At 62.5% G+C, this 22,042-nt stretch carries 21 protein-coding genes; 9 read left to right on the top strand and 12 right to left on the bottom strand.

The window, feature by feature from the left end; all coding sequences use genetic code 11:
- The first annotated feature begins 127 nt into the window (after positions 1 to 127).
- Positions 128 to 397: a translation initiation factor IF-1 gene (gene infA, locus DXY02_RS06845; RefSeq protein ID WP_006041809.1), complete on the top strand. Its 270-nt coding sequence runs from the start codon at positions 128 to 130 to the stop codon at positions 395 to 397.
- Positions 398 to 409: 12 nt separating this feature from the next.
- Here infA and trxB read toward each other — a convergent pair whose 3' ends face one another.
- The 3 genes from trxB to DXY02_RS06830 form a co-directional block, all read right to left on the bottom strand.
- Complete coding sequence (gene trxB / locus DXY02_RS06840; protein ID WP_114988606.1) at positions 410 to 1,792, bottom strand: thioredoxin-disulfide reductase; 1,383 nt, start codon at positions 1,790 to 1,792, stop codon at positions 410 to 412.
- Positions 1,793 to 1,899: 107 nt separating this feature from the next.
- A complete protein-coding gene (locus tag DXY02_RS06835; protein ID WP_115081903.1) occupies positions 1,900 to 2,148 on the bottom strand; it encodes a hypothetical protein in 249 nt (82 codons plus the stop codon).
- A gap of 96 nt (positions 2,149 to 2,244) precedes the next feature.
- On the bottom strand, positions 2,245 to 3,729 hold the full coding sequence (locus tag DXY02_RS06830) for a DEAD/DEAH box helicase (protein ID WP_371640006.1): 1,485 nt from the start codon (positions 3,727 to 3,729) through the stop codon (positions 2,245 to 2,247).
- Between the two features lie 45 nt (positions 3,730 to 3,774).
- Here DXY02_RS06830 and DXY02_RS12220 point away from each other — a divergent pair, with 45 nt between their 5' ends.
- Positions 3,775 to 4,008, top strand: a complete 234-nt coding sequence (locus DXY02_RS12220) for a hypothetical protein (protein WP_136975370.1) — start codon at positions 3,775 to 3,777, stop codon at positions 4,006 to 4,008.
- Between the two features lie 48 nt (positions 4,009 to 4,056).
- Here DXY02_RS12220 and DXY02_RS06825 read toward each other — a convergent pair whose 3' ends face one another.
- On the bottom strand, positions 4,057 to 4,635 hold the full coding sequence (locus DXY02_RS06825) for an EF-1 guanine nucleotide exchange domain-containing protein (protein WP_114988603.1): 579 nt from the start codon (positions 4,633 to 4,635) through the stop codon (positions 4,057 to 4,059).
- A gap of 124 nt (positions 4,636 to 4,759) precedes the next feature.
- On the opposite strand from DXY02_RS06825, the gene DXY02_RS06820 reads away from it, so the two are divergent.
- Genes DXY02_RS06820 through DXY02_RS06805 form a run of 4 tightly spaced genes read left to right on the top strand, consistent with a single transcriptional unit; the run spans position 4,760 to position 8,647 of the window.
- On the top strand, positions 4,760 to 5,899 hold the full coding sequence (locus DXY02_RS06820) for a Re/Si-specific NAD(P)(+) transhydrogenase subunit alpha (RefSeq protein ID WP_244276187.1): 1,140 nt from the start codon (positions 4,760 to 4,762) through the stop codon (positions 5,897 to 5,899).
- Positions 5,899 to 6,195, top strand: coding sequence for an NAD(P) transhydrogenase subunit alpha (locus DXY02_RS06815; RefSeq protein WP_011364925.1), 297 nt, complete (start codon positions 5,899 to 5,901; stop codon positions 6,193 to 6,195). Before DXY02_RS06820 ends, DXY02_RS06815 begins: the two co-directional genes overlap by 1 nt.
- Positions 6,195 to 7,616: an NAD(P)(+) transhydrogenase (Re/Si-specific) subunit beta gene (locus DXY02_RS06810; RefSeq protein ID WP_114988602.1), complete on the top strand. Its 1,422-nt coding sequence runs from the start codon at positions 6,195 to 6,197 to the stop codon at positions 7,614 to 7,616. Before DXY02_RS06815 ends, DXY02_RS06810 begins: the two co-directional genes overlap by 1 nt.
- A complete protein-coding gene (locus DXY02_RS06805; protein ID WP_170951500.1) occupies positions 7,616 to 8,647 on the top strand; it encodes an alpha/beta fold hydrolase in 1,032 nt (343 codons plus the stop codon). Before DXY02_RS06810 ends, DXY02_RS06805 begins: the two co-directional genes overlap by 1 nt.
- 35 nt (positions 8,648 to 8,682) lie before the next feature.
- Here DXY02_RS06805 and DXY02_RS06800 read toward each other — a convergent pair whose 3' ends face one another.
- On the bottom strand, positions 8,683 to 9,828 hold the full coding sequence (locus DXY02_RS06800) for a fatty acid desaturase (protein WP_114988601.1): 1,146 nt from the start codon (positions 9,826 to 9,828) through the stop codon (positions 8,683 to 8,685).
- Between the two features lie 29 nt (positions 9,829 to 9,857).
- Between DXY02_RS06800 and DXY02_RS12830 the strand changes: the two genes are divergently transcribed.
- Positions 9,858 to 10,043, top strand: coding sequence for a hypothetical protein (locus tag DXY02_RS12830; RefSeq protein ID WP_206749631.1), 186 nt, complete (start codon positions 9,858 to 9,860; stop codon positions 10,041 to 10,043).
- Between the two features lie 7 nt (positions 10,044 to 10,050).
- On the opposite strand, the gene DXY02_RS06795 is transcribed toward DXY02_RS12830, so the two are convergent.
- Entirely contained in the window at positions 10,051 to 10,413 is a 363-nt protein-coding gene (locus tag DXY02_RS06795) for a ferredoxin (RefSeq protein ID WP_114988600.1), read from the bottom strand.
- Between the two features lie 2 nt (positions 10,414 to 10,415).
- Entirely contained in the window at positions 10,416 to 11,663 is a 1,248-nt protein-coding gene (locus DXY02_RS06790) for a 1-deoxy-D-xylulose-5-phosphate reductoisomerase (protein WP_114988599.1), read from the bottom strand.
- A 79-nt stretch (positions 11,664 to 11,742) separates the two neighbouring features.
- Between DXY02_RS06790 and DXY02_RS06785 the strand changes: the two genes are divergently transcribed.
- Entirely contained in the window at positions 11,743 to 13,062 is a 1,320-nt protein-coding gene (locus DXY02_RS06785) for a sodium-dependent transporter (RefSeq protein WP_114988598.1), read from the top strand.
- 20 nt (positions 13,063 to 13,082) lie between these two features.
- On the opposite strand, the gene DXY02_RS06780 is transcribed toward DXY02_RS06785, so the two are convergent.
- Genes DXY02_RS06780 through DXY02_RS06765 form a run of 4 tightly spaced genes read right to left on the bottom strand, consistent with a single transcriptional unit; the run spans position 13,083 to position 19,025 of the window.
- A complete protein-coding gene (locus DXY02_RS06780; RefSeq protein WP_244276186.1) occupies positions 13,083 to 13,325 on the bottom strand; it encodes a hypothetical protein in 243 nt (80 codons plus the stop codon).
- Positions 13,326 to 13,345: 20 nt separating this feature from the next.
- On the bottom strand, positions 13,346 to 14,827 hold the full coding sequence (gene cysS, locus DXY02_RS06775; protein ID WP_170951508.1) for a cysteine--tRNA ligase: 1,482 nt from the start codon (positions 14,825 to 14,827) through the stop codon (positions 13,346 to 13,348).
- Positions 14,828 to 14,873: 46 nt separating this feature from the next.
- Complete coding sequence (gene polA / locus DXY02_RS06770) at positions 14,874 to 17,834, bottom strand: DNA polymerase I (RefSeq protein ID WP_114988596.1); 2,961 nt, start codon at positions 17,832 to 17,834, stop codon at positions 14,874 to 14,876.
- Between the two features lie 24 nt (positions 17,835 to 17,858).
- A complete protein-coding gene (locus DXY02_RS06765; protein WP_244276185.1) occupies positions 17,859 to 19,025 on the bottom strand; it encodes an efflux RND transporter periplasmic adaptor subunit in 1,167 nt (388 codons plus the stop codon).
- Positions 19,026 to 19,076: 51 nt separating this feature from the next.
- Here DXY02_RS06765 and ychF point away from each other — a divergent pair, with 51 nt between their 5' ends.
- Positions 19,077 to 20,168: a redox-regulated ATPase YchF gene (gene ychF / locus DXY02_RS06760; protein ID WP_114988594.1), complete on the top strand. Its 1,092-nt coding sequence runs from the start codon at positions 19,077 to 19,079 to the stop codon at positions 20,166 to 20,168.
- 578 nt (positions 20,169 to 20,746) lie between these two features.
- On the opposite strand, the gene DXY02_RS06750 is transcribed toward ychF, so the two are convergent.
- Complete coding sequence (locus DXY02_RS06750; protein ID WP_244276184.1) at positions 20,747 to 21,961, bottom strand: MFS transporter; 1,215 nt, start codon at positions 21,959 to 21,961, stop codon at positions 20,747 to 20,749.
- Positions 21,962 to 22,042 lie beyond the last annotated feature (81 nt).

Raw genomic sequence — 22,042 nt, 5'->3', positions numbered from 1 at the left:
CTCAACGGGGGGAGAATCACGGCAGGGGGATGTGTGTCGGCGTTGGAGCCTAAGGGCTGTGTTGTCTCTGCGGGGTGCAAGTGGCCTTCTAAACTGACTGCAGCAAGACAGAACTGGCCACCAGCGCATGATCGAAACCTCGGGCGTGATCGAGAAGGAACAGGGCAACGGGTTCTATCTGGTCACCCTCGAGCAGCCTGCTGGTCACCAATGCCTCTGCAGAGCCGCTGGAAAGCTCACCAAGTTCCGGATCAAATTGCTCGCTGGTGACAAGGTGCTGGTGGAGATCAGCCCCTACGACCTCACCCGCGGCCGCATCACTTACCGCGAGCGCAATGCTGGTGCTCCCGGCGGTCGTCCCGGCGGCAACCGCCCCGGCGGACCGCGCCGTCGCTGAGGGCTGCTGCCCTCAGGCGGCAGCCTGAAGGCAAGCTTCAATCGCAGCTTTGAATTCACTGCGCTGCTTCACGCCGCGCCATTGCTTAAGCATGGCCTTGTTGTGGAACAGCTGAACCGTGGGTGTGCCGTTGACACCGGCCTGTTCGGCGATCTCCTGATCGGCTTCGATGTCGATCACAACGGCTTGGGCGGATCCATCCAGTTCTTGAATCACCCGCTGCAACTGGGGTTTCAGCACGTGGCAAGGGCCGCAGCTGGGTGAGGTGTAAATCACCAGCAGTGGCTTGGCGCTGTCGTGATACAGCTTGCGCAGGGCAAAGCTTCCTTTCTGCCAAAGCCCCTGGGGGTCGTAGGTGGCTTCCGTGGTGACATCCACATTCACAGGACGTTCCGCCACCGCTGGCTCCACCTGCTCACGCTGTACTCGGGTGGCCAGGTTGTGGTGACTCAGCCAGCGCTCCGCTGCCAAGGCCGCCTTGCAGCCGCTGCCAGCTGCGGTGATGCCCTGTCTCCATTCGGCATCGGCCACATCACCGGCCGCGAAGACGCCTTCCATGGACGTTTCCGGTCGTCCCGGTTCTGTGGTCAGGTAGCCCTTTTCGTCCAGAGCGATTTGCCCCTGAAGCAGATCGGTGTTGGGGGTGTGGCCGATGGCATAAAAGAGCCCCTTAACGGCGATGGTGGATGAACTGCCCTCGATGCGATTGCGCAGGGTCATCGACTGCATCCAGTCGTCCCCGCTCACGTCGTCGATCTCACTGTTCCAGTGCACCGTGATCGCGTCGTTAGCCAACACCCGATCAGCCATCGCGGCACTGGCACGGAGTTTGTCGGAGCGCACCACCAGGTGCACGTGGCTTCCGTACTTGGTGAGGTACACCGCTTCCTCGCAGGCGGAGTCGCCACCGCCCACCACGGCGAGTTCCTCATTGCGGAACTGCGGTGTGGCGCCGTCACAGATCGCGCAGGCGCTGATGCCTTTGCTCCAGAAGGTTTGCTCCGAGGGAAGTTGGAGGCGGTTGGCACTGGCGCCGGTGGCAATCACCAGGGCGTGGGTGCGGATGGTCTGTCCCTCGACCTCAATGAGGTAGGGCTTGGAGCTCAGATCAATGCTGTCGGCATCTGCTTCCAGCAGGTGGGTGCCCCAACGCACCGCCTGGGACTTCATCAGGTCCATCAGGTCGGGCCCGAGCACACCATCAGGGAAGCCCGGAAAATTCTCCACATGGGTGGTGGTCATCAGCTGGCCACCGGGGATGCCACCGCGTTGGAACCCAGTGATCAGCAGCGGTTGAAGGTTGGCCCGTGCTGCGTAGATGGCGGCTGTGTACCCGGCTGGCCCTGACCCAACGATGACTAGGTTTTCGATGTGATCCGTACCGGCTTGACCCACCGCTTAAGCGAACTGACTATGAGTTAAATCTAAAGCCCTGCTGGAAGCCGACGTGAGCAAAGGCTTGGAAATGAATGAATGAAATTTAGAATAATTAAAGAAAAACTTCAGATTTCAACTTGTGAGTCGTTGGAGCTGGGGTCGTGAATTGGACGCCGTTTGCTCGGGTTGCGCGGAGCTGCCAAAACATTGGCCTCAAGCATCTCCACGTTTTCGCCGATGCATGTGATCCATTCGCAGAATTCCTGCGTTATCGCATAACTGTCTTCATAGCGCTCTTCCTTGTCCAGGACTGCGATGCGCGTGGATGCCCAGCCCGTTGCAACGACGATCCGGCGTTCCATTGCGGCGTCCATGACTGTCTCCTCGATGTTGATCAGGTTGGCGGATCGGGGGTCCCTTTCAGCCCTCCATTTGCACAAATTCGCATTTTCCTCTGGCCAATGCTGTGCTCAGCGCTGCAAAAAAGCGGGTAATTCGGGCGTTTTCAGCCGGATCACAGCGCCGGCTCCGTCCTCCACCGCTTCCAGGGGAAGGCTCGGTCCGCGCCAGGCGCCAACCCCCGGCTGCTCGTCTTCGGCCTCCTGCTCCTGAGGCCGCAGCACGTAGGGCTCAGCCACCGACCATGAGCGGGCGTAGTCCATCAGCAGTGGGTCTGCTGGAGCAAACACGTAGGAGGCTTCCCTGGGAATGGCTTCACGGGCGGCCAGTTCAGGCGTCATCCGCACAGCCCGAGTGATGCCCTGCACAAAACGGCTGCGGGTCACCACGGTGGTCAGGTAGGCCACCACCCGCAGACGTGGCGCATCAAAGCCCTCCGCGCACATGTCGATGCTCACCAGCCAATCGGCGTCACCGCTTTGGAAGGCGTTCAAGCGCTCCGTGGCTTGTGGGCTCTGGGAATGGATCAACTCCACCCGGTTGCCGTCGTCCATCAACACCCGGCTGATGGCTTCGGCGTGGCTGATGTCGCGGGCGATGACAAGACCAGCAGCCTGCGGTTGTCGCTCACGCAACTGGTTCAGCTTCTGCTGGGCGCGCAGCAGCACCTGCTGGCCAATGCTGCTGCTGTCGGCCAGGCGAATGGCGCGCCGCAGGTTTCTCGCGCGCCAGCTTTCCCGTTGCTCTGCCGAGAGGGGGGAAACGTCGCGGTCGGGTTGGCCTTCGCGGCTGTGTTCCACCCAGCCGTCCTGAAAACGGAACTCCAGGGGGCGCACATCCCCTGCGGCGATCAAGTCCCTGGGTTCAACGCAGAGATCCGGTTGGATCTGCTCAACCCAACCGCCGTCATCGAGCCGCACCCGCATGCGCCGGGCGGCGCAGAACGCCAGGTTGTCGGCACGAAAGGGGGTGCCCGTGAGCCCCAGGCGCAGCCGCACGCTGCCGGTCAGCTCCAGAAAGGTCTGCCCCCAGGCGGTGGCATCCGGTTCGTCGGGATCAACGCCGAGATGGTGGGCCTCATCGGCGATCGCCATGCAGGAGCTCAGGCCCCATTGCACGAGCCGTGCCCCCAGAGCCTCGCGCTGGCGACCGGCCCCCTGATAGGTCACCAACAATCCATCAGCGTCCTGGCTTTGCTCCGGCGGGCAGGGCCACTCCTCCAGCCGCAAGCCAAGACGCGCCGCGGCGGACTTCCACTGATTGAGGATTGAGGTCCGGTGGCAGAAGACCAGGAAATGGTCCAGCCGGCCCTGATCGCGCATGGCGCGGAATCCAAGCAATGCCCCGAGGGTTTTGCCAGCCCCGGGGCCGGCAAACACCAGCAGGTCGCGGCTGCTGCTCTCGAGCTCGAGCCTGCGCCGCAGCAGCTGGATCAGCTGTTGCTGCCACTGCCTTGGCTGAACGTGCCTTAGTTGAACTTGTCTTTGTTGCCCTTTGCCGGCTTGGGCCTCGTTCGTGGTTTGCCTGGCCGGGAGGTTGAAGCTGACGGCTGAGATATCACCTCCCGGGAAGATGAGTCTTTTTAACCATTCCCTTGCGCCGTGGCATCTCTACCGTCCGGCCATCAGCTCCATCGGGATCGGGTCCCGCCCATCGCCATGGCCCAACGTCGTTTCTTCAGCAGTCCCCTCGATCAGCAGCGCGACCAGCTCGATGGCTGCTGGCAACTCGAATGCGACATCGATCCGTTGATTCTTCGGGCCCGGGTTCTGCACCGCCGCGGAGAGGTGAACGGGGCCGCCGGCCTCGAACAGGAAGTGCTGCCGATCGTCTGATCCGGCAGCATGTCTTGGATCCTCAGCGCTTGCTTTAGAGCGCCTGCTTCAGAGCGCTTCGGCGTGGTTGACCACCAGGTGCTCCACTTCCTTCAAGGCCTCCTCCGAGGCGGAGCGAGCTGCCGTGAAATCCCCCTTGGCGGTGTCCAGCAGCTGCTGAGCGAGCCGATCCAGCAGCTCCTCTTTGTGCTCCTCAAGCATCGCCACGATTTCGGTCTCCACCAAGGTGCGCACCGCCTGAATGCGCAGGTCGTCGTTTTCGGCCTCCGCGAAGGTGCCCTGCACGAGTTCCTGGATGAACAGGCGGTGCACCTCGCTGCTGCGCAGGAAGCTTTCTGTGGCGTTGATCATCCCGTCCACCAGGGTGCGATCGGGTTCGCTCTCGCCGTCGTTGAGCTTGAACTCCCAGTCGAGATGGCGTCGCTGCCAGCCGGCCGTGTGCAGGCTCGGCATCACGCTTTGCGAAAAGGTGTCGACGGAGATTTCATAAATCCGCTCCGCCAGCCGTTCACACCAGTTTTTGCCGTGCAACTGGAGGGTGGACTGCATGGTTTCTCGTTCAACGGCATGGCCACCGTGGTGGCTGTGGCAGAGGCCGTCCGGACACTCGATTGCGCTGAGACCCATGGGGAGCACAGAGGGTGCACTTCACGTAGCAAGAGCGACAGAACTGAGGGCCTTTCTTCAGGAAGGTTCCTGATGGCGAGTAGGCGACCTCGTAACCTCGCTTGGGTCGGTGGTTGTGTTCGCCTTGCCCAGACTTCTGATACCGGTGGAGTCGACACCGGGAGAAACCCGGGTCGCGGCAACGCCGGACACGGTCAAAAAATTCGTCTCGTTGGGCTGCAGCGTCGCAGTCGAATGCGGAGCCGGTACTCCCTCCGGATACCTCGATGAGGCCTACGCCGAGCAGGGCGCAGATCTCGTTGAGAAAGGAGACACCTCGGCCTGGGGTCAGGCCGACGTTCTCCTCTGTGTTCAATCGCCGAGCGCAGCCACCCTGGCCCGCTTGCGCCAGGGAGCGCTCGTGGTCGGTCTTCTTTCCCCCTACGCCAACGAAGAGCTGACGGCCGCCCTCAAGCGCAGCGGCCTTTCAGCCATGGCGCTCGAGCTGTTGCCCCGGATCAGCCGGGCGCAGTCCGCCGATGCGCTCTCCTCCCAGGCCAACATCGCGGGCTACAAGTCGGTGCTGCTGGCCTCCGCCGCGCTGGACCGTTATTTCCCGATGCTGATGACGGCGGCGGGCACCGTTCAGCCGGCCAAGGTGGTGATTCTTGGAGCCGGTGTGGCGGGCCTTCAGGCCGTGGCCACGGCGCGCCGTCTGGGTGCTGTCGTGTACGTCAGTGACATCAGACCTGCGGTGAAGGAGCAGGTGGAATCCCTCGGCGCCCGTTTCATTGAGCCTCCCGAAATGGAGGACAAGCCTTCGGAATCCGGTGGCTATGCCAAACAGGCCTCCGATGCCTTCCTGGCGGCCCAGCGTCAGCAGCTGTCGGATCAGCTGGCGGAGGCCGACGTGGCCATCTGCACAGCCCAGGTGCCCGGCCGCCGCGCTCCGCGTTTAATCAGCGAAGACATGCTCGATCGGATGCGCCCCGGCGCGGTGGTGGTGGATCTGGCCGTGGCCCAGGGCGGCAACTGTGCCGACACCGTTCCTGGCAAGACCGTGGATCGCAAGGGTGTGAAGCTGATCGGTGGTAACGACCTGCCCTGCAGCGTTCCCAATCACGCCAGTGCGCTCTACGCCCGCAACCTCGTGGCTCTGCTGGAGCCCACCTTGAAGGACGGCGTCCTCAGCCTTGATCCCGAGGATGAACTGATCGCCGGCTGTCTGATCGCCCAGGACGGCACCATCCGTCGTGGCGATGTCCTTACCCCAGGTGCCAACTGATGTTTGTTGAATTCCTCTGGGTTCTCCTGCTTGGCAGCCTGCTTGGGCTGGAGCTGATCGGCAAGGTTCCCCCCACCCTGCACACTCCCTTGATGAGTGGTGCCAATGCCATCTCGGGCATCACCGTGTTGGCAGCACTCACCGCCATCATCAAAGCCGGCGACAACACCGTGCTGTTGCTGCTCGGTTCCGTCTCGCTGGGCTTTGCCCTGTTCAACGTGATCGGGGGCTTCCTCGTGACCGATCGCATGCTGGCCATGTTCAGCCGCAAGCCTGCTCGCAAGGAGAACCGCTGATGTCTGACCTTCTCAAATACTCGATCGAGCTGGTTGCGGTTCTGCTGCTGGCCCTCGGCATCAAAGGTCTCTCCAAGGTGCGTTCCGCCAGGGGCGCCAACCAGCTGGCCGCTGTGGCCATGGGCCTTGCGGTGCTGGGTCTGCTGATCAACTACCTCGGCACCAGCGGCATCAGCATCGCCGCCTGGACCTGGATCATCGCCGGAACGTTGGTGGGTGGTGTGCTCGGCGCCATCACCGCCCAGCGGGTGCCGATGACCTCGATGCCGGAGACGGTCGCCCTCTTCAACGGCTGCGGTGGCATGTCGTCACTGCTGGTGGCTCTGGCTGCTGCGCTTTACCCGGCGGCCCTCGATGCGGCAGGCCCTGTGGCAGTGGTGTCGATCGTTGTCTCCGTGTTCGTGGGTGCGATCACCTTCACCGGCTCGATCGTGGCCATGGCCAAGCTGCAGGGTTGGCTGTCCACGCCGGCTTGGATGCAGAGCAAGGCGCGCCACGCCGTGAACATTGCGCTGGCGGTGGCATCCCTTGTGGGTGCCGTTGAGATGCTGCGCAACGCTGATTCGATCACGGGCCTCTGGCTGCTGGTGGTGGCCTCCGGCCTGCTGGGAATCGGGGTGACGCTGCCGATCGGCGGCGCCGACATGCCCGTGGTGATCTCCCTGCTGAACAGCTATTCCGGTGTGGCTGCCGCTGCTGCCGGTTTCGTGGTGGGCAGCCAGTTGCTGATCGTGGCCGGCGCCATGGTTGGTGCTGCTGGCCTGATCCTCACCCAGGTGATGTGCAACGGCATGAACCGTTCCCTGGTGTCTGTGCTGTTCGGTGGCGCCCTGGGTGCCACGACCGCTGCAGGCGGTGGCGGCGGTGAATACACCAACATCACCAGCTGCAGTGTTGAGGAGTGCGCTCTCACCCTTGAGGCCGCTGAACGGGTGGTGATTGTTCCGGGCTATGGCTTGGCCGTGGCTCAGGCGCAACACACGCTCAGGGAAGTGACTCGGGTGCTGGAGAGCGCTGGTATCGATGTGGCCTATGCCATTCACCCGGTGGCCGGTCGTATGCCGGGTCACATGAACGTGCTCCTGGCTGAGGCCGATGTGCCCTACGAGCAGCTGCAGGAGATGGATCAGATCAATCCCGAGTTCCCCGCCACCGACGTGGTGTTGGTGCTGGGTGCCAATGATGTGGTCAATCCCCAGGCCAAGAACGACCCCAATTCGCCGCTCTACGGCATGCCCGTTCTGGATGTGCAGGACGCCCGCACGGTGTTCGTGGTGAAACGGGGCATGAGCGCTGGCTACTCTGGCATCAAGAACGATCTGTTCGAGCTGGCCAACACCTCGATGCTGTTCGGCGATGCCAAGAAGGTGCTCGGCGATCTCCTGGTGGAACTCAAGGATCTGGGACTGGGCAAGAAGTGATGGCCCGCGGCGTGGATAACCCCCAGCTGCGGGAGCGGCTGGGGGTTCCGTCGTTTGAGCAGCGCTGGCCCTGGATTGGCGGTGACCTGCAAACCCTGCGCGACACCCTGCGCGAGGTGGATCTCCCCCACGATCAAGGGGTTCCGATTGAAATTCCCGTGCCAGCCCTGCCCAGTGGAGCGGTGGCTGCCGGGTCGTTGCTGGCCCTGCTCGATCTGCCGGAAGGGGACCCCAAGGGCTTGGTTTTGCTGCTCCATGGGCTGGGTGGATCCAGTTCCCGGGAAGGCCTGAGGCGGATGGGTGTGGCGCTCCAGGCCGCCGGTTTTGCAGTGCTGCGCCTCAACCTGCGCGGTGCTGATCCAGGCCGCCACCTTGCGGGTGGCACCTATGCAGCACGCTGCAACAGCGATCTGCTGCCGGTGATTGCTCGGGCCCGAAGCTTGGCGGGGGGTCGCCCACTGCTGGGGGCAGGCATCTCCCTGGGCGGCACGATGCTGCTCAATGCCGCTCTGGCTTCCCCCGGTGTGCTTGATGGCCTCTTCTGTGCCAGCAGTCCCCTGGATCTGGCGGCCTGCAGCGCCTCGATCGAGCGACCGCGCAATCGGGTCTACCAACGCTGGCTGCTCAAGCGGTTGGTGCGTCAGACCCTGGCGGATCCCTTTGGGGTGAGCGTCGACGAGGAAGCCAAATTGCAGGCGACGCCCCCTCGTTCGATTCGTGAGTTCGACAGTGCCGTGACGGCTCCCCGCTGGGGGTTTGCTGATGTGGAGGCCTACTACCGCGAGGCTTCACCCCTGCAGCATCTGGTGCCCGCCTGTAAAGCGATGCCGCCCACCTTGCTGCTGCAGGCCCTGGATGATCCTTGGGTTCCTGCTTCCTCTGCGATGGATCTCGCAGAGGCGCTGCCTCCGGAGGCTGCGATTCGCACCTTGTTCACGCCACGGGGAGGGCACAACGGCTTCCATGGCCGCGACGGATGTTGGGGCGACCAGCTGGCGGCGGCCTGGCTCAGGGACGTTGTTGCTGGTTAAGCCGTGATCCCCACATGTTGTGGGGCCCTATCGCTTCAGTAGTAGAAAGCCCGATCGCTTGGGTTCTGGTACACAGCGCCACCACAGCGGGTGGCAATCCTCCACAGCGCTTTGTGGATCGGTGTTGAGTCGTAGCGCACCAGCTCAGGAAACCTCTGCCTCAGCAGTTGAGTTCCACGCCAGGCGTTGTAGTGCGGAATCGATGAATTCACGTGATGGCACACGTGGGTTGAGCCGATTCCATGGTGCAGCAGGTTGAGGATGGGCCCGTAGGGACGATCAACCGTTTGCAGGGCTCCCTTCGACCACGTCCAGGTTTCGTTGGAGAAGTGAGGGATATCGGTGTTGGTGTGCTGCAGCCAGGTGTAAGTGGTCAGCCACATGTTGATCACCAGGTAGGGCAGGCCGTAGACGCACAGCACACGGAGCAGGGAAAACTGCACTGAGGCGATGAGCAACAGGGCAACCATGGCGAGTAATCCCAGGTTGGATCGCAGCATCCACTTGCCGAAGGACTGAGGGAAAAGACGGCGTTTGCCGTTGAAATTGCGCTTGCGATTCCAGAAATGAGAGGTGGGGGAGTCGTAGTCCTCGCCGCCGGTGGCGCCCAGGAAGAGATAAAGCTGCCAGCCAATCACGAGGTGATTGAACAGAGAAATGATCCCGAAGACGGTGGGATTCAACCTCTGCTTGAGCTGTTCGGTGGTTCGTCCCATCGGTGACGTTGCCCGCGGCGGAACATGGGTTTCTCCCTGTTCCAGGTGATTGCAGTGGGCGTGGTGCACCGCATGGCTGTGGGCCCAGCTGTAATACGGCACCAGCAAAATGCTGTGCAGAACAAAGCCCACAACGCCTTCAATCCGGCGGTTGGGGTGGAAGGCGTGATGGCCGCATTCATGGGCGATCACCCAGCAGCCCATCGCGATGGTGCCGGTGATCACGCCGTAGAGGAGCCAAAGGGGGGTGGCGGCTGCCGAGAGCGGGAGAAGGGTTCCCAGGCCGACGGTCAGAAGCGAAAGCCCAGCAGACATGGCCAGGCTCGCCCAGGACTTCGCTGGGCTCAGCTTGGAGAGCTCTGCTGGCAAGGCGCTGAGCAGCTCAGCTTTGCTCGGGTAGAGGATTGATTCAGCGCTGTCTTCAGGGGCTGGATTTGCGGGTCGGGTCGCAGTTGCAAATGCCAAATGGAAGCCTCAAGACAAGCGCTGATCTGTTGGCGCTTAAGGTTTTCAGCATAATTGCCTGGGCTGCGACCTGTGGGCGCATGGTGCTCAAGGGCTCAATAGCAATTGTTCTGATTTCGTTGTTTGGAATTCCGGCTGGATTTCAAGTTCCTTTTGCTCAGAGTTCCTTCTCTTGGGTACAAATTGAGCCTTTCGCTAATGCTTTGCGGGATTGATTTGGGATCAAATTTCGCCTGAAGGGGCGCCAGAGGTTGTCTCGAATGGTGTTCTTTTGAGAATCCATTCTTCAACGGGTTGTTGGCCGATGATGTGTTGTTCGATGATTCTTTTGACGCGATCAGGCGAAACGTCGGCGTACCAAATTCCGTCTGGCCAGACCAGAAGAATCGGCCCTTGTTCACACACCCTGAGGCAATCGGCTTTGCTGCGCAGAACAATTCCCTCCGGGCGTTCCGTGTTTTCGAGATTCAGTTCGCGAACAACGCTCTTCAGTTCATTCCAGGTTTGTGCTCCAAGCGCTGAATCGCAGCATTTGGCTTTTTTGGCGGTTGCGCAGAGCAGGAGGTGATGGCTGACCCGTTGCATGCCTAAGCGGCGAGCGCTCCCATGGGCAAACGGGTCACCCCGCGGTTCACCTGTTCTCGCACGGCGGTTCGCGCCCACTGATCCACCCGCAGCACGTCGTCCAACTGGGGTTGGGCCATCAGATCGGGTTTATGACGCTCGCAGGCGGCCTCGATCACGGCTGGGATGTCGAGGAAGTGAATCTTCTCCTCGAGGAACTGCGCCACGGCTTCCTCGTTGGCAGCATTCATCACCGCAGGCATGGTGCCGCCGGCGCGTCCGGCGGCGTAGGCCAGCTCCATGCAGGGGTACTTGGCGGGATCGGGGGCCCTGAAGCTGAGCTGACCCACTTCCGTGAGATCCAGTCGCCGCCATGGCGTCTCCAGGCGAGAGGGCCAGCTGAGGCAGTAGAGGATCGGCAGCTTCATGTCAGGCCAGCCCAGTTGGGCCAGCACGGAGGAATCCGCCAGTTCGATCATCGAATGGATGATGCTCTGCGGATGGATCACGATCTCGATGTGGTCGTAATCCAGGCCGAACAGGTAATGGGCTTCGATCACCTCCAGCCCCTTGTTCATCAAGGAGGCGGAATCCACGGTGATCTTGCGGCCCATGCTCCAGTTGGGGTGACTAGTGGCATCGGCCACGGTGGCCTTTTCAAGGTCGGCGGCCGTCCAGTCGCGGAAGGCGCCGCCAGAGGCTGTCAGCTGAATCCGGCGCAGCCCCGGTGTGGGCACGCCGGTGGAGAGGCGTGCGTTTTCAGCCCAGGGGGTTCCCTGCAGGCACTGGAAAATTGCTGAGTGCTCCGAATCCGCCGGCAGCAGACGGCTGCCGCTCTTCTTCAGCTCCGGCAGCACCACGGGGCCGGCTGCAATCAGCGTTTCCTTGTTCGCCAGAGCCAGGTCTTTGCCGGCGCGGATCGCCGCCAGGGTCGGCAACAGACCGGCGCAACCAACAATGCCCGTCACCACCAGGTCGGCGCTGTCCCAGGCGGCACCAACGTTGAGACCATCAGCACCTCCCACCAGCTGGGGTGCATCAGCGCCTGTGACGCCGGCGTCCTGCAGACGCTCCTGCAGTTCGGGCAGGAGATCGGCATCGGCCAGGGCCACCACCTCAGGGCGATGCCGCTGAACTTGGTCAACCAAAAGCTTCAGGTTGCGGCCGGCCGTTAGGGCCACAACGCGGAACTGCTCTGGAAACTCCTCAGCGATCTGGAGGGTCTGGGTGCCGATCGAACCGGTGGATCCCAGCACGCTGATGGCTTTCATGCTGTTCCGGCAGTTGCGACAAGTCTCCCACCAGGACCGTTGAACGCTGGCAAGCTGGCGGACAGCTTGTGGAGAGCGCATGGCGAAGGAACAGTGGCGATCGGGCCTGGGGTTTGTCCTTGCAGCTGCGGGCAGTGCCGTGGGTTTGGGCAATCTCTGGGGCTTTGCCTACCGCGCCTCCCAGGGAGGTGGCGGCGCCTTCCTGCTGCTCTACGTGGTGATTGTGCTGTTGGTCTGCCTGCCGGTGCTGGTGGCCGAAATGGTGCTGGGGCGCAGCACCGGCCAAAGCCCCCTGCTCGCGCCAGTGGCGGCCGCCGGTCGCCGTTGGCAGCCGATGGGTTGGCTGTTCGTGCTGGCGGCCAGTGGAATCCTGGCCTTCTATGCCGTGTTGATGGGGTGGACCGGGGCCACCCTGGTGCAGACCCTCACCCAGGGGCTCCCGGCGGATATCGCTTCAGCGGAAGCCTTTTTCGCCGGCCTCAGTGGCGGCCGCTCCGCCTTGATCGGCCAGCTGCTCAGCCTGGTGGCGACTGCTGCTGTGGTGGCGGCCGGCGTGCGCGGAGGCATTGAGCGGTTGTCCCGCTGGGGGCTGCCGCTTTTGTTTGTGCTGCTGATTGGCCTTGCGGTCTGGGCCGCTGGTCTTGATGGGGCTTCGGAGGGCTATCGAACCTTCCTGCTCCGCTGGGACAACAGCCAGCTGCAGGACCCCACCACGATTCGCAATGCTTTCACCCAAGCCTTCTTCTCGATTGGCACGGGCATCGGCTGCATCCTGGCCTATTCGGCCTACCTGAGCCGGCGCGCCCACCTGCCGCGGGAAGCCGTAGCGGTGGTGGGGATGGACACTGCTGTGGGCCTGCTGGCCGGCATGGTCACCTTCCCCGTGGTGATGAGCTTTGGCCTCCAGGATGTGATCAGTGGCTCCACCCTGGGCACGATCTTCATCGCGCTGCCCACGGGCCTGGGTTCGCTGGGCGCCACAGGTCAGCTGGTGGCGGTGCTCTTTTTTGCACTGGCCTTGATTGCAGCGATCACCTCAGCGGTGTCGCTGTTGGAGGTGCCGGTGGCCTGTTTGATCGATCGCCTGGGGTGGAGCCGCTCCCGGGCCGTCTGGGTGTCCGCGGCGTTGATCTTTGTGGCCGGTCTTCCAGCGGCCACCTCCATGGAGGTTCTCGGCTGGATGGACTCCGTTTTTGGGGGCCTGCTGCTGATTCTGGGGGGCTTGCTCCTGGCCCTGTTGCTGGGTTGGGTGCTCCCCGCCCGTTTTCAGGAGGAGCTCAGCCATTCGGGGAGTCCGATCTGGCTGCAGCGCTTTCTGCTGGTGATGCTGCGCTGGATTTCGCCTCCGGTGATCGCCGTTGGTCTGGTGATCAGCGTGATTGATCTGATCCCCGGCTGAAGAATTCGCCTGGCGAGTGCCTACGGCTGATCCGAAGAATTGAGCATGGATTCCATCTTGCGAATCCTCTGCAGCATCTTGTCCCACACCTCTGCTTTCCAGGCTTGCTCCGCGTCGCCCGTGGACGCGGCCAATTGCTTCTGAGCCGCGAGCTTCGCCTCAAGATCCTCACCGGCATCGAGGGCCTTCATCAGCTCCATCTCGAGCTTGGCGGTTTCCATGAAGTTCAGCTTCTTCAGCCAGAGCATGGGGAGCGACAGCATTGGGGTTCAGTCTGCCGGGATCAGGCGCGGATCCACTCCGTCACCCCGCCGGGTTTGTCGATTAGCTCCACCCCTTGGGCGGCCAGCTCATCCCGGATCCGGTCGGCCTCCGCGTAATCCTTCGCCGCTTTCGCTGCCTTGCGTGCCGCGATGGCTGCATCAATGGCACCGTCGTCGAGGCTGGTGGCGGCTTCCGCTTCCGAGCGCAGTCCTAGCACCGCCGCCAGGTGTCGCAGCAGCTGCCAACGGCCCTCCAGATCCTTCAACTCCGGCTCAGGCAGGGCGGCGTCTTCTCCCCGTTCCAGTCGGTTGGCGAGGGCCCGCAGGGGCTTGGCCAGATCGAACAGCACGGCCAGTCCGCCCGAGCTGTTGAGGTCATCGTCCATGGCGCTGATGAAGCGTTGCTCGAGCTCCACCAGAGCGGTGTCGGCTGGACCTCCATCGGCGTTCATGGCGCCCTCTGTGAGCGGTGCAGCCGTGCTCCAGCCGAGGCTCTCGCCGTGGCGATCGCCAAGGCTCAGGGCTGCATTCAGCCCCTTCCAGCCGGTGGCTGCGGCCTCAAGGGCCTCGGCGGTGAAATCAAGGGGTTTGCGGTAGTGGGCCTGCAGCACAAACAGGCGCAGGGTCATCGCTGAGACACCGCTCTCAAGCAGCGCACGGATGGTGGTGAAGTTGCCGAGCGACTTGCTCATCTTCTGGCCGCCCACATTGACCATGCCGTTGTGCATCCACACCCGGGCCAGGTCCTGACCGGTGGCGGCTTCGGATTGGGCGATCTCGTTTTCGTGGTGCGGGAACACCAGGTCGGCACCCCCCAGGTGGATGTCGATCGTGTCGCCGAGTTCCGCCCGCACCATGGCTGAACATTCGATGTGCCAGCCGGGGCGTCCCTCACCCCAGGGGGAGGGGAAGCTGGGTTCTCCGGGTTTGGCCCCTTTCCAGAGCGCGAAATCGAAGGGGTGCTGCTTGCGGGCCTCTTCGGCATCGGCCACCCGCCCGGCGGCGTTGTCCTGTTGTTCGCTCAGGTCGCGGCCGCTGAGCTTGCCGTAACCGGCATGTTTCATCACCGCGAAATACACATCCCCTTCAGCGCTGTAGGCCGCACCCTTGGCTTCCAGTTCGCCGATCAGTGCGCGGATGCCATCCAGGCACTGGGTGGCGCGGGGCATCCGGTCGGGCCGCAAGATCCCCAGGGCGTCCATGTCCTGGTGGAACGAGGCAATGTTTCGCTCGCTCACCTCCGTCATCGAGGAGTTCTCCTCGCCGGCCCGTTTGAGGATCTTGTCGTCGATGTCGGTGAAGTTCTGAACGAAGGTCACCTCGAGGCCGCGCCAGATCAGATACCGCCTCAGCACATCCCAGTTGATGTAGCTGCGGGCATGGCCCAGGTGGCAGAGGTCGTAGACCGTCACGCCGCAGCAATAGATGCTCGCCTTCCCCGGGGTTAGGGGTGTGAACGGCTCGGTGCGGCGGGTGAGGGTGTTGGTGAGCCGCAGGGACACAGCCATTCAGAAGCTGCGGCTGAGGCTACGGCCTGTTCGGCTGGGTTTATTTCGCCTCCATCCAGTTCGCGCCGACGCCGGTCTCCACCACCAAGGGAACACTCAGCGCAACGGCCTGTTCCATGGTCTGCACCACCAGCTCTCGGATGGCGTCCAGGGCGTCCGGCGCCACCTCGAGCACCAGTTCGTCGTGCACCTGCAGCAGCAGCTGGGCCGGTAGGCCCTGACGCTGCAGGGCGTCTTGCAGCTGCACCATTGCCACTTTGATGATGTCGGCACTCGAGCCCTGAATCGGGGCATTGGCCGCCGCCCGCAGTTGCTGCGCCTCCATGCCGCCGCGGCGGGCCACGTCCAGGTCGATCTCCAGCGGGTCCTTGCCCAGCAGCCGCCCCAGGCCGTTGCGATCGAAGTGGAACGGCCGCCGGCGGCCGAGAATCGTTTCCACGTAACCGCGGCTGAGGGCGAGCCGCTCCTGCAGCTCGAGGAAGGCGAACACCTTCGGGTAGCGCTGCTTGTACTTGGCTAAGAACTCCTTGGCTTCGCTCTGGCTCACGCCGGTTTCCCGGGCGAAGCGCTGGGCTCCCATGCCGTAGATCACACCGAAGTTGATCGTTTTGCCGAGCCGACGCTCGTCCGGGCTGACCTCGTCCTTGTCCAGCAGCAGCCTGGCGGTCAGCGCGTGCACGTCGTCGCCGCTGCGGTAGGCCTCCTGCAGCACCTCTTCTCCCGAGAGGTGGGTGAGGATGCGCAGCTCGATCTGGGAGTAATCAGCGCTGAGCAGGGTCCAGCCCTCCTGCGGCAGGAAGGCCTTGCGGATCCGCCGGCTGTACTCGGTGCGCACCGGAATGTTCTGCAGGTTGGGGTTGCTGCTGCTCAGTCGCCCCGTTGCCGTTACGGCCTGGTTGAAATCGGTGTGGACCCGTCCGGTTTCCGCCTCCACCAGCTGCGGCAAGGCGTCGATGTACGTGCTCTTGAGCTTGCTGAGCACCCGGTGCTCCAGCACCAGGGGCACCACCGGGTGGTCGTTGCCGAGCTTTTCCAGCACGGTGGCGTCGGTGCTGAAACCGGTTTTGGTGCGCCGGGATTTCTTGCGATCCAGGCCAAGGGTGTCGAACAGCAGCTCCCCCAGCTGCTTGGGTGAGGCCAGGTTGAAGTCCACACCCGCTGCCGCTTTGGCGTCGGATTCCAGCTGCTGCAGGGTGGAGCCCATCTCCTCGGAAAGGCCCTGGAGATAGGGCACATCAATGCGGATTCCGGTGGATTCCATCCGGGCCAGCACCGGTTCCAGCGGCTGCTCCACCTGCTCCAGCAATGGCAGCAACTGCGGCCCCATGGCTTCCAGCTGACGTCGCAGCAACAGGGCGAGGCGATGGGTGACGTGCACGTCTATGCCGCAGTACAGGCTGGCGGGTTCCAGCGGCACATCGGCGAAGGTTTGCTTCTTGCCCACCAGATCGGTGAAGGCGGTGGGCTGGAAGCCGAACTCCCGTTCGGCCATCAGCTCCAGACCGTGTTTGGCCGCGGCATCCCGCAGGTAATCGGCCAGCAGCGTGTCGATCACGACGCCCTCGAGGGCAACGCCATGCCGCAACAGGATCAAGCGGTCGTATTTGGCGTTCTGCAGAGCCTTGGGGTGGTTGCTGCTGGCCAGCCAGGGGGCGAGGGCGGTGAGCACGGTTTCCAAGGGCAGCTGCTCCGGGCTGCTGTCTTCACTGCCTTTGTGACCCAGCGGGATGTAGGCGAGTGCGTCCAGGGCCTCTCCCCAGCAGATGCCGATGCCCACCAGTTCGGCGCGGAACGGGTTGAGGTCGGTGGTCTCGGTGTCGAAGGCCACAGGCAGGCTGCTGTCGGTACAGGCCATCAGCCTTTGCACCAGGACGTCCAGGGTCTTTTCGGTCTGGATTAGCTGCGGCTTCAGGGCCGGCAGACCCACGTCGTCTTGGGTTGTCGGCTCGGTTGCGGCCTCTGCAGCTGCTGGTTCTGTGGTGGCTGAGCGCCGGGGGGTCTTGGCTGCAGCGGCCTCCGCATTGGCCCCGTAGCCCCCTTCGGAGAAGGCCGCCACAAAGCCGCCCACCTGGCGCAGCAGGCTGTTGAGCTCGAGGTCTTCCAGGCAGCTGCTCAGGCCGTCGGCATCCACTGACGACAACGGCAGGCTGGGTTCCTTGGGCAGGGGAACATCCACGAGAATCTCGGCCAGCTTGCGCGACAGGTAGGCGTTGTCGCGGTCGGCGCGCAGCTTCCCTTTCAGTGCACCTTTGATGGCGCCCCGGCTGGCTTTCGGCCCTTCGGCTTCCACTTGCTCGAGGGTGGCGTACACCGCGTCGAGGTCACTGTTGTCTTTCAGCAGGTTGATGGCTGTTTTGGGGCCAACACCACGCACGCCGGGGATGTTGTCGGAGCTGTCCCCTGTGAGGGCCTTGAGGTCCACCACCTTGTCGGGCATCACGCCGAGCTTGCCGAGCACCCCTTCTTCGCGGATCAGCGTTGGGCCACTGCTTTTGGCGTAGGGGCCGCCACCCATGTAGAGCACCGCGATGTCGCGGCTGTCATCCACCAGCTGGAACAGGTCGCGGTCTCCCGAGAGGATCCGCACGCCCCATCCGGAGTCGGCCGCTCGGTTCGCCAGGGTTCCCAGCACATCGTCGGCTTCATAGCCCGGTGCCATGCAGAGGGGGAGCTGCAGGTGCGTTTCGAGGATCTGCTGCAGCTGTTCGAGGTCCTGGAAGAACACCTCAGGGGCCACATCCCGGTGGGCCTTGTAGTTGGCGTCCGCCTTGTGGCGGAAGGTGGGCTCGGCTGTGTCGAAGGCGATGGCAACGCCCTCTGGCTTCAGGGTTTTGCTGTTGTCCAGCAGGGCTTTGAGAAAGCCGTAGGTCACGCTGGTGGGCCGGCCGTCTTTGGTGGCCAGACCGCCTTCCCCCCCCTTGCTGAAGGCGTAGAAGCTGCGGAATGCCAGGGAATGGCCATCCACAAGCAGCAGAAGGGGCTTGGCGGTGGCCTCGGGCATGACGGTGTTGAAAGTGTGGGTGGATCAATCGCGGCGATCGGCCCATGGGGGCAGATCGATGAACACGCGGGTTCCTGATTCGAGACCGTTCAGGATCGCAGTCTTGTCGCCGCTGCTGTTGCCCAGTTCCACCGGCTGAAAACGTGGTTGCTGGTTTTCATCCACCAGCAACACACCCTGTTGGCCGTCTTCAAGGGTGATCGCCACGGTGGGCACCAGGATTTTGGGCGCACTGCGCCCGGTTTGGAAATTGATGTCGGCGGTCATGCCGATCTTCAGTTTCTTCTGCGGGTTAACGAAGTTCAGCTTCACTTCAAAGGAGGTGACGCTGTTTTCCTTCGCGGCGCGGGGGGCAACCTCACTCACCGTTGCCTGGAAGCGCTCATCGGGGTAGGCATCCACCCGGATCTCGGCGGTTTGGCCGGGCTGGATGCGGCCGATGTCGCTTTCTGGAACGCGGGCCCTCACCTCCAAGCCTTGCGAGAGCTCAACGATTGAGGCGCTTGTGGCACCGGCTGTGGCCGAGGCGGCTGTGGTGGGGGTCACAAACGACCCCGGTTCGGCGTAGCGCGCTGTGATCGTTCCTGAGAAGGGGGCGCGGATCGTCGTTTCTCGACTCTCCTGTTCCAGTTGCTCCACCCGTTCTCGGGCTGCCACCAGACCCGCCTGCCTGGCCAGCATCTCGAAGCGCGCATCACTGAAGTCGTCAGCGCTGAGCGCGCCGCTGGCATACAGCTGGCTGCGACGTTCGAAATCCTCCCTCTTGTTCTGATAGTTGGCGTCGGCCTGACGCAGCAGAGCCTGTTTCTCCTGCAGCCGATCATCGAGATCGCCGCGATCCATCACCGCCAGCACCTGCTCGTTCTCCACCACATCCCCTTCATCCACCATCAGCTCCGCCAGCAGACCCGGCTTGCGCGGACTCACGTTTACCTTCTGCTGGGCCTGCAGTTCCCCGCTGGCGCTGATCACTCCAGAGAGCACGCCGCGTTCAGCTGTGGTGGTGAAGGGCGTCAGATCCCGTTGACGGTTGCTCCAGGGACCGAAACGCAGCAGTAGCCCACCCCCGCACAGGGCCAGCACGAGCAGCCCCACCATCGCGGCTTTGGGCCGTCTGGATCGTGCTTTTGCCACTGAGGCCAGCTCTGCTTCAGGCGATGGGGATGCAGGGGAGCGCAAGGACTGCAGCATGGGCCCACAAAACTTCACAACAGTCTCGCCGCTGGCCGGTAGATTCCGCCGATGCTCAAAGCCGGAATTGTTGGATTGCCCAACGTGGGCAAATCCACCTTGTTCAATGCGTTGGTCGCCAACGCTCAGGCGCAGGCCGCCAATTTTCCGTTCTGCACAATCGAGCCCAACGTCGGCACCGTGGCGGTGCCCGATGAACGACTGGACCGGCTCACAGAACTGAGCAAAAGCCAGGACACCATTCCGACCCGGATGGAGTTTGTCGACATTGCTGGTCTGGTGAAAGGCGCCAGCCAGGGCGAAGGTCTGGGCAACAAGTTCCTCGCCAACATTCGTGAGGTGGACGCGATCGTTCACGTGATCCGCTGCTTCGAGGACGATGACGTCATCCACGTTTCAGGGTCAGTGGGTCCCTCCCGGGATGCGGAGGTGATCAATCTTGAGCTGGGTCTGGCGGATCTGGCTCAGATTGAGAAGCGCCGGGAGCGTCTCAAGAAGCAGATGCGCACCAGCAAAGAAGCGCAGGTGGAAGACGCTTCTCTTGAACGGATTCAGGCGGTGCTCGAGAACGGTGGTGCGGCTCGCAGCGTCGATCTGAACGACGAAGAAGCGGCGATGATCAAGCCCTTGGGGTTGTTGACCGCCAAGCCGATCATCTACGCCACCAATGTGAGTGAAGACGACCTGGCTGAGGGCAATGTCTTCTGCACCGAGGTGGTTGAACTGGCCGCAAAGGAAGGTGCCGAAACGGTGCGGATCTCTGCCCAGGTGGAAGCGGAGCTGGTGGAACTGGGAGATGAGGAAACCGCGGACTATCTGGAAGGTCTCGGGGTGACGGAAGGCGGTCTGCAAAGCCTGATTCGGGCCACCTATCGATTGCTCGGGCTGCGCACCTACTTCACCACCGGTGAAAAGGAAACAAGGGCCTGGACCTTCAAAGCCGGGATGACCGCTCCGCAGGCTGCCGGTGTGATTCACACCGATTTCGAGCGGGGCTTCATCCGCGCTCAGACCATCGGTTGGGAGAAGCTGCTGGAAGCTGGCTCACTGGCGGAAGCCCGCAACAAAGGCTGGCTGCGCAGTGAAGGAAAGGAGTATGTGGTGGATGAAGGCGATGTGATGGAGTTTTTGTTCAACGTTTAGTCAAAGCATTTGATTTCCTAGACATTCCCTCTAACGCTCTTTGACTTTTCAAGAGTGCTTGATTGGGGAAATATCAGTGATCTCTAGTTGGTTCGCCTAGAGCAAGCCCGGAATGCACTTGTAGCCCTTGAGGAACTTGCTCAACTTTCCACCCTTCATGATCTCACTTCCAATTGTCTCGCATTGATTCAGGGATTCAACTGGAATGAGTTCGATCTCCTGGGTGATTGTGCTTAGAACCAGGTAAGCCGCTTTCTTGTGCTCTCCGTGAGCCACAAGTGAACGTCCATCGTGCTGAGTGGCACTGGCAAGCGGAGAAAATATGACGGTAAGCAGCATCGCAGTGAACCATTTCATTGAGCGATCTGATCTTGCTTTTGCGGTGTTGTGGTCAACACTGTTTGGCTGCTGATCAATTCTTTGTACGTCCATAGAGCATGAACATCTGTTCTCTGGTTGAGATCAATTGGTAGGGCAAAAAGAGGAGTCAGGTCTTCTTCAGTATTTATCTTCAGCATCTAACTGAGAGATGGACTTCTCTTGGCCCTCGGATGGTCTTCATCCTCTGCCGTCAGCTCTCAACGATGTTGTTGACCTGAACTGCCTGCCAGGGCATCAAAGCGTTGTTGCTCTGGCAAGGCGATGTCCTGGCCTGTTGCTGTCACCCCGTAGCGCGGCTTGAGGCTGCGCAGGCTGGGGAGCACGACCAGGCAGGCCCCACCCATCAACAACCAGAGCAGCAGGCCATTGTTTTGAAGGTCCAGCAGGGCTCCACCAGCGAGAGGGGCCACAATGGCGCTGATGGCGAAGCACTGGGAAAACAGTGCCATCGCCAAACCCCGGTGTTCCGGTGGTGTCTCTTCAATGACGGCTTCTGTGGCCGTGGGCAGGAAAGCGGCCTGGGCGAAGGCCATCGGCAGCAGGGATGCCAGCACAAGGATTGTGCCGTTCTCGAACAGGGAGGAGAAAGCAATCAGGCTGCAGCCCAGACTGAATCCCGCCAGGCTCAAGCCGAGACCGAAGGCAACGCTGCGCTCCGCCAGCCAACGGCCCACCGGCCACTGCAGGCTCACCAGCAAGGTCAACTGAAGGGCGATCAGGGCACTGCTGTGGCTCTCGCTAAGGGCCGGTCGCACCAGCCCGCCGCGCACCAGATCGAGGGGAAGCGCACTCTGTTGAAGGGCCAGGATCCCGGTGGCCACCACACTGATCAGCAGTACCGGCAGCAGGGGAAGCAACCAGGGCAGTCGGGTTGTTGGCCGTGGCCGTTGACCAACCGGCGCTGGGCTGTTGCTGCTGAGGTTGCGGTAGGGCGGACCGTCCTGGAGCGGAACAAGGCTGATCAGCACCAACACAGCGCCCATGCACACCGCTTCAACGATGTACACCGTCCGCAGGATTCCAAGGGTGGCGGCAGCGGTTCCGATCAGCGTCCCGATGCCGATGCCGAGGGCATCGGCACTGCGCACCAGGGCGTAGCCCCGCCCTGAGGGAAGGTTGCCGCAACTGAGGGGAACGGCCAATTCGATGGCAGGCCAGTACAGACCCGCTGCACAGCCCAGCAGCAGCTGTCCGAGCAAGTAGCTGTTGTAGTTGTCGGCCTGCAGCAGGATCAGATCAGCTGCAATGGCCAACAGGGTTGTGCCCCTCACCGGCCAGGAGCAGCGAATGCCGCGATCAAGCAGTGCACCGCTCAGCAGGCGCACCACCGTGCCGATCAGGGCAGAGACGGCCAGGCCGCTTCCCACTTCACGCGCTGAGAAGTCGATCGCATGAAAGATCAGCGGCGTCATGAACATCACCCCGCCGGCACCGATGGACGCCAGGAACCTCAGTCGGGTGACATTTCTCAGGGGTGATGGAAACTGGTTCCA

It is taken from the genome of Synechococcus sp. N19 (assembly GCF_900474045.1).
GTDB lineage: Bacteria > Cyanobacteriota > Cyanobacteriia > PCC-6307 > Cyanobiaceae > Parasynechococcus.
This window is presented reverse-complemented; position numbering and strand designations above follow the sequence as displayed.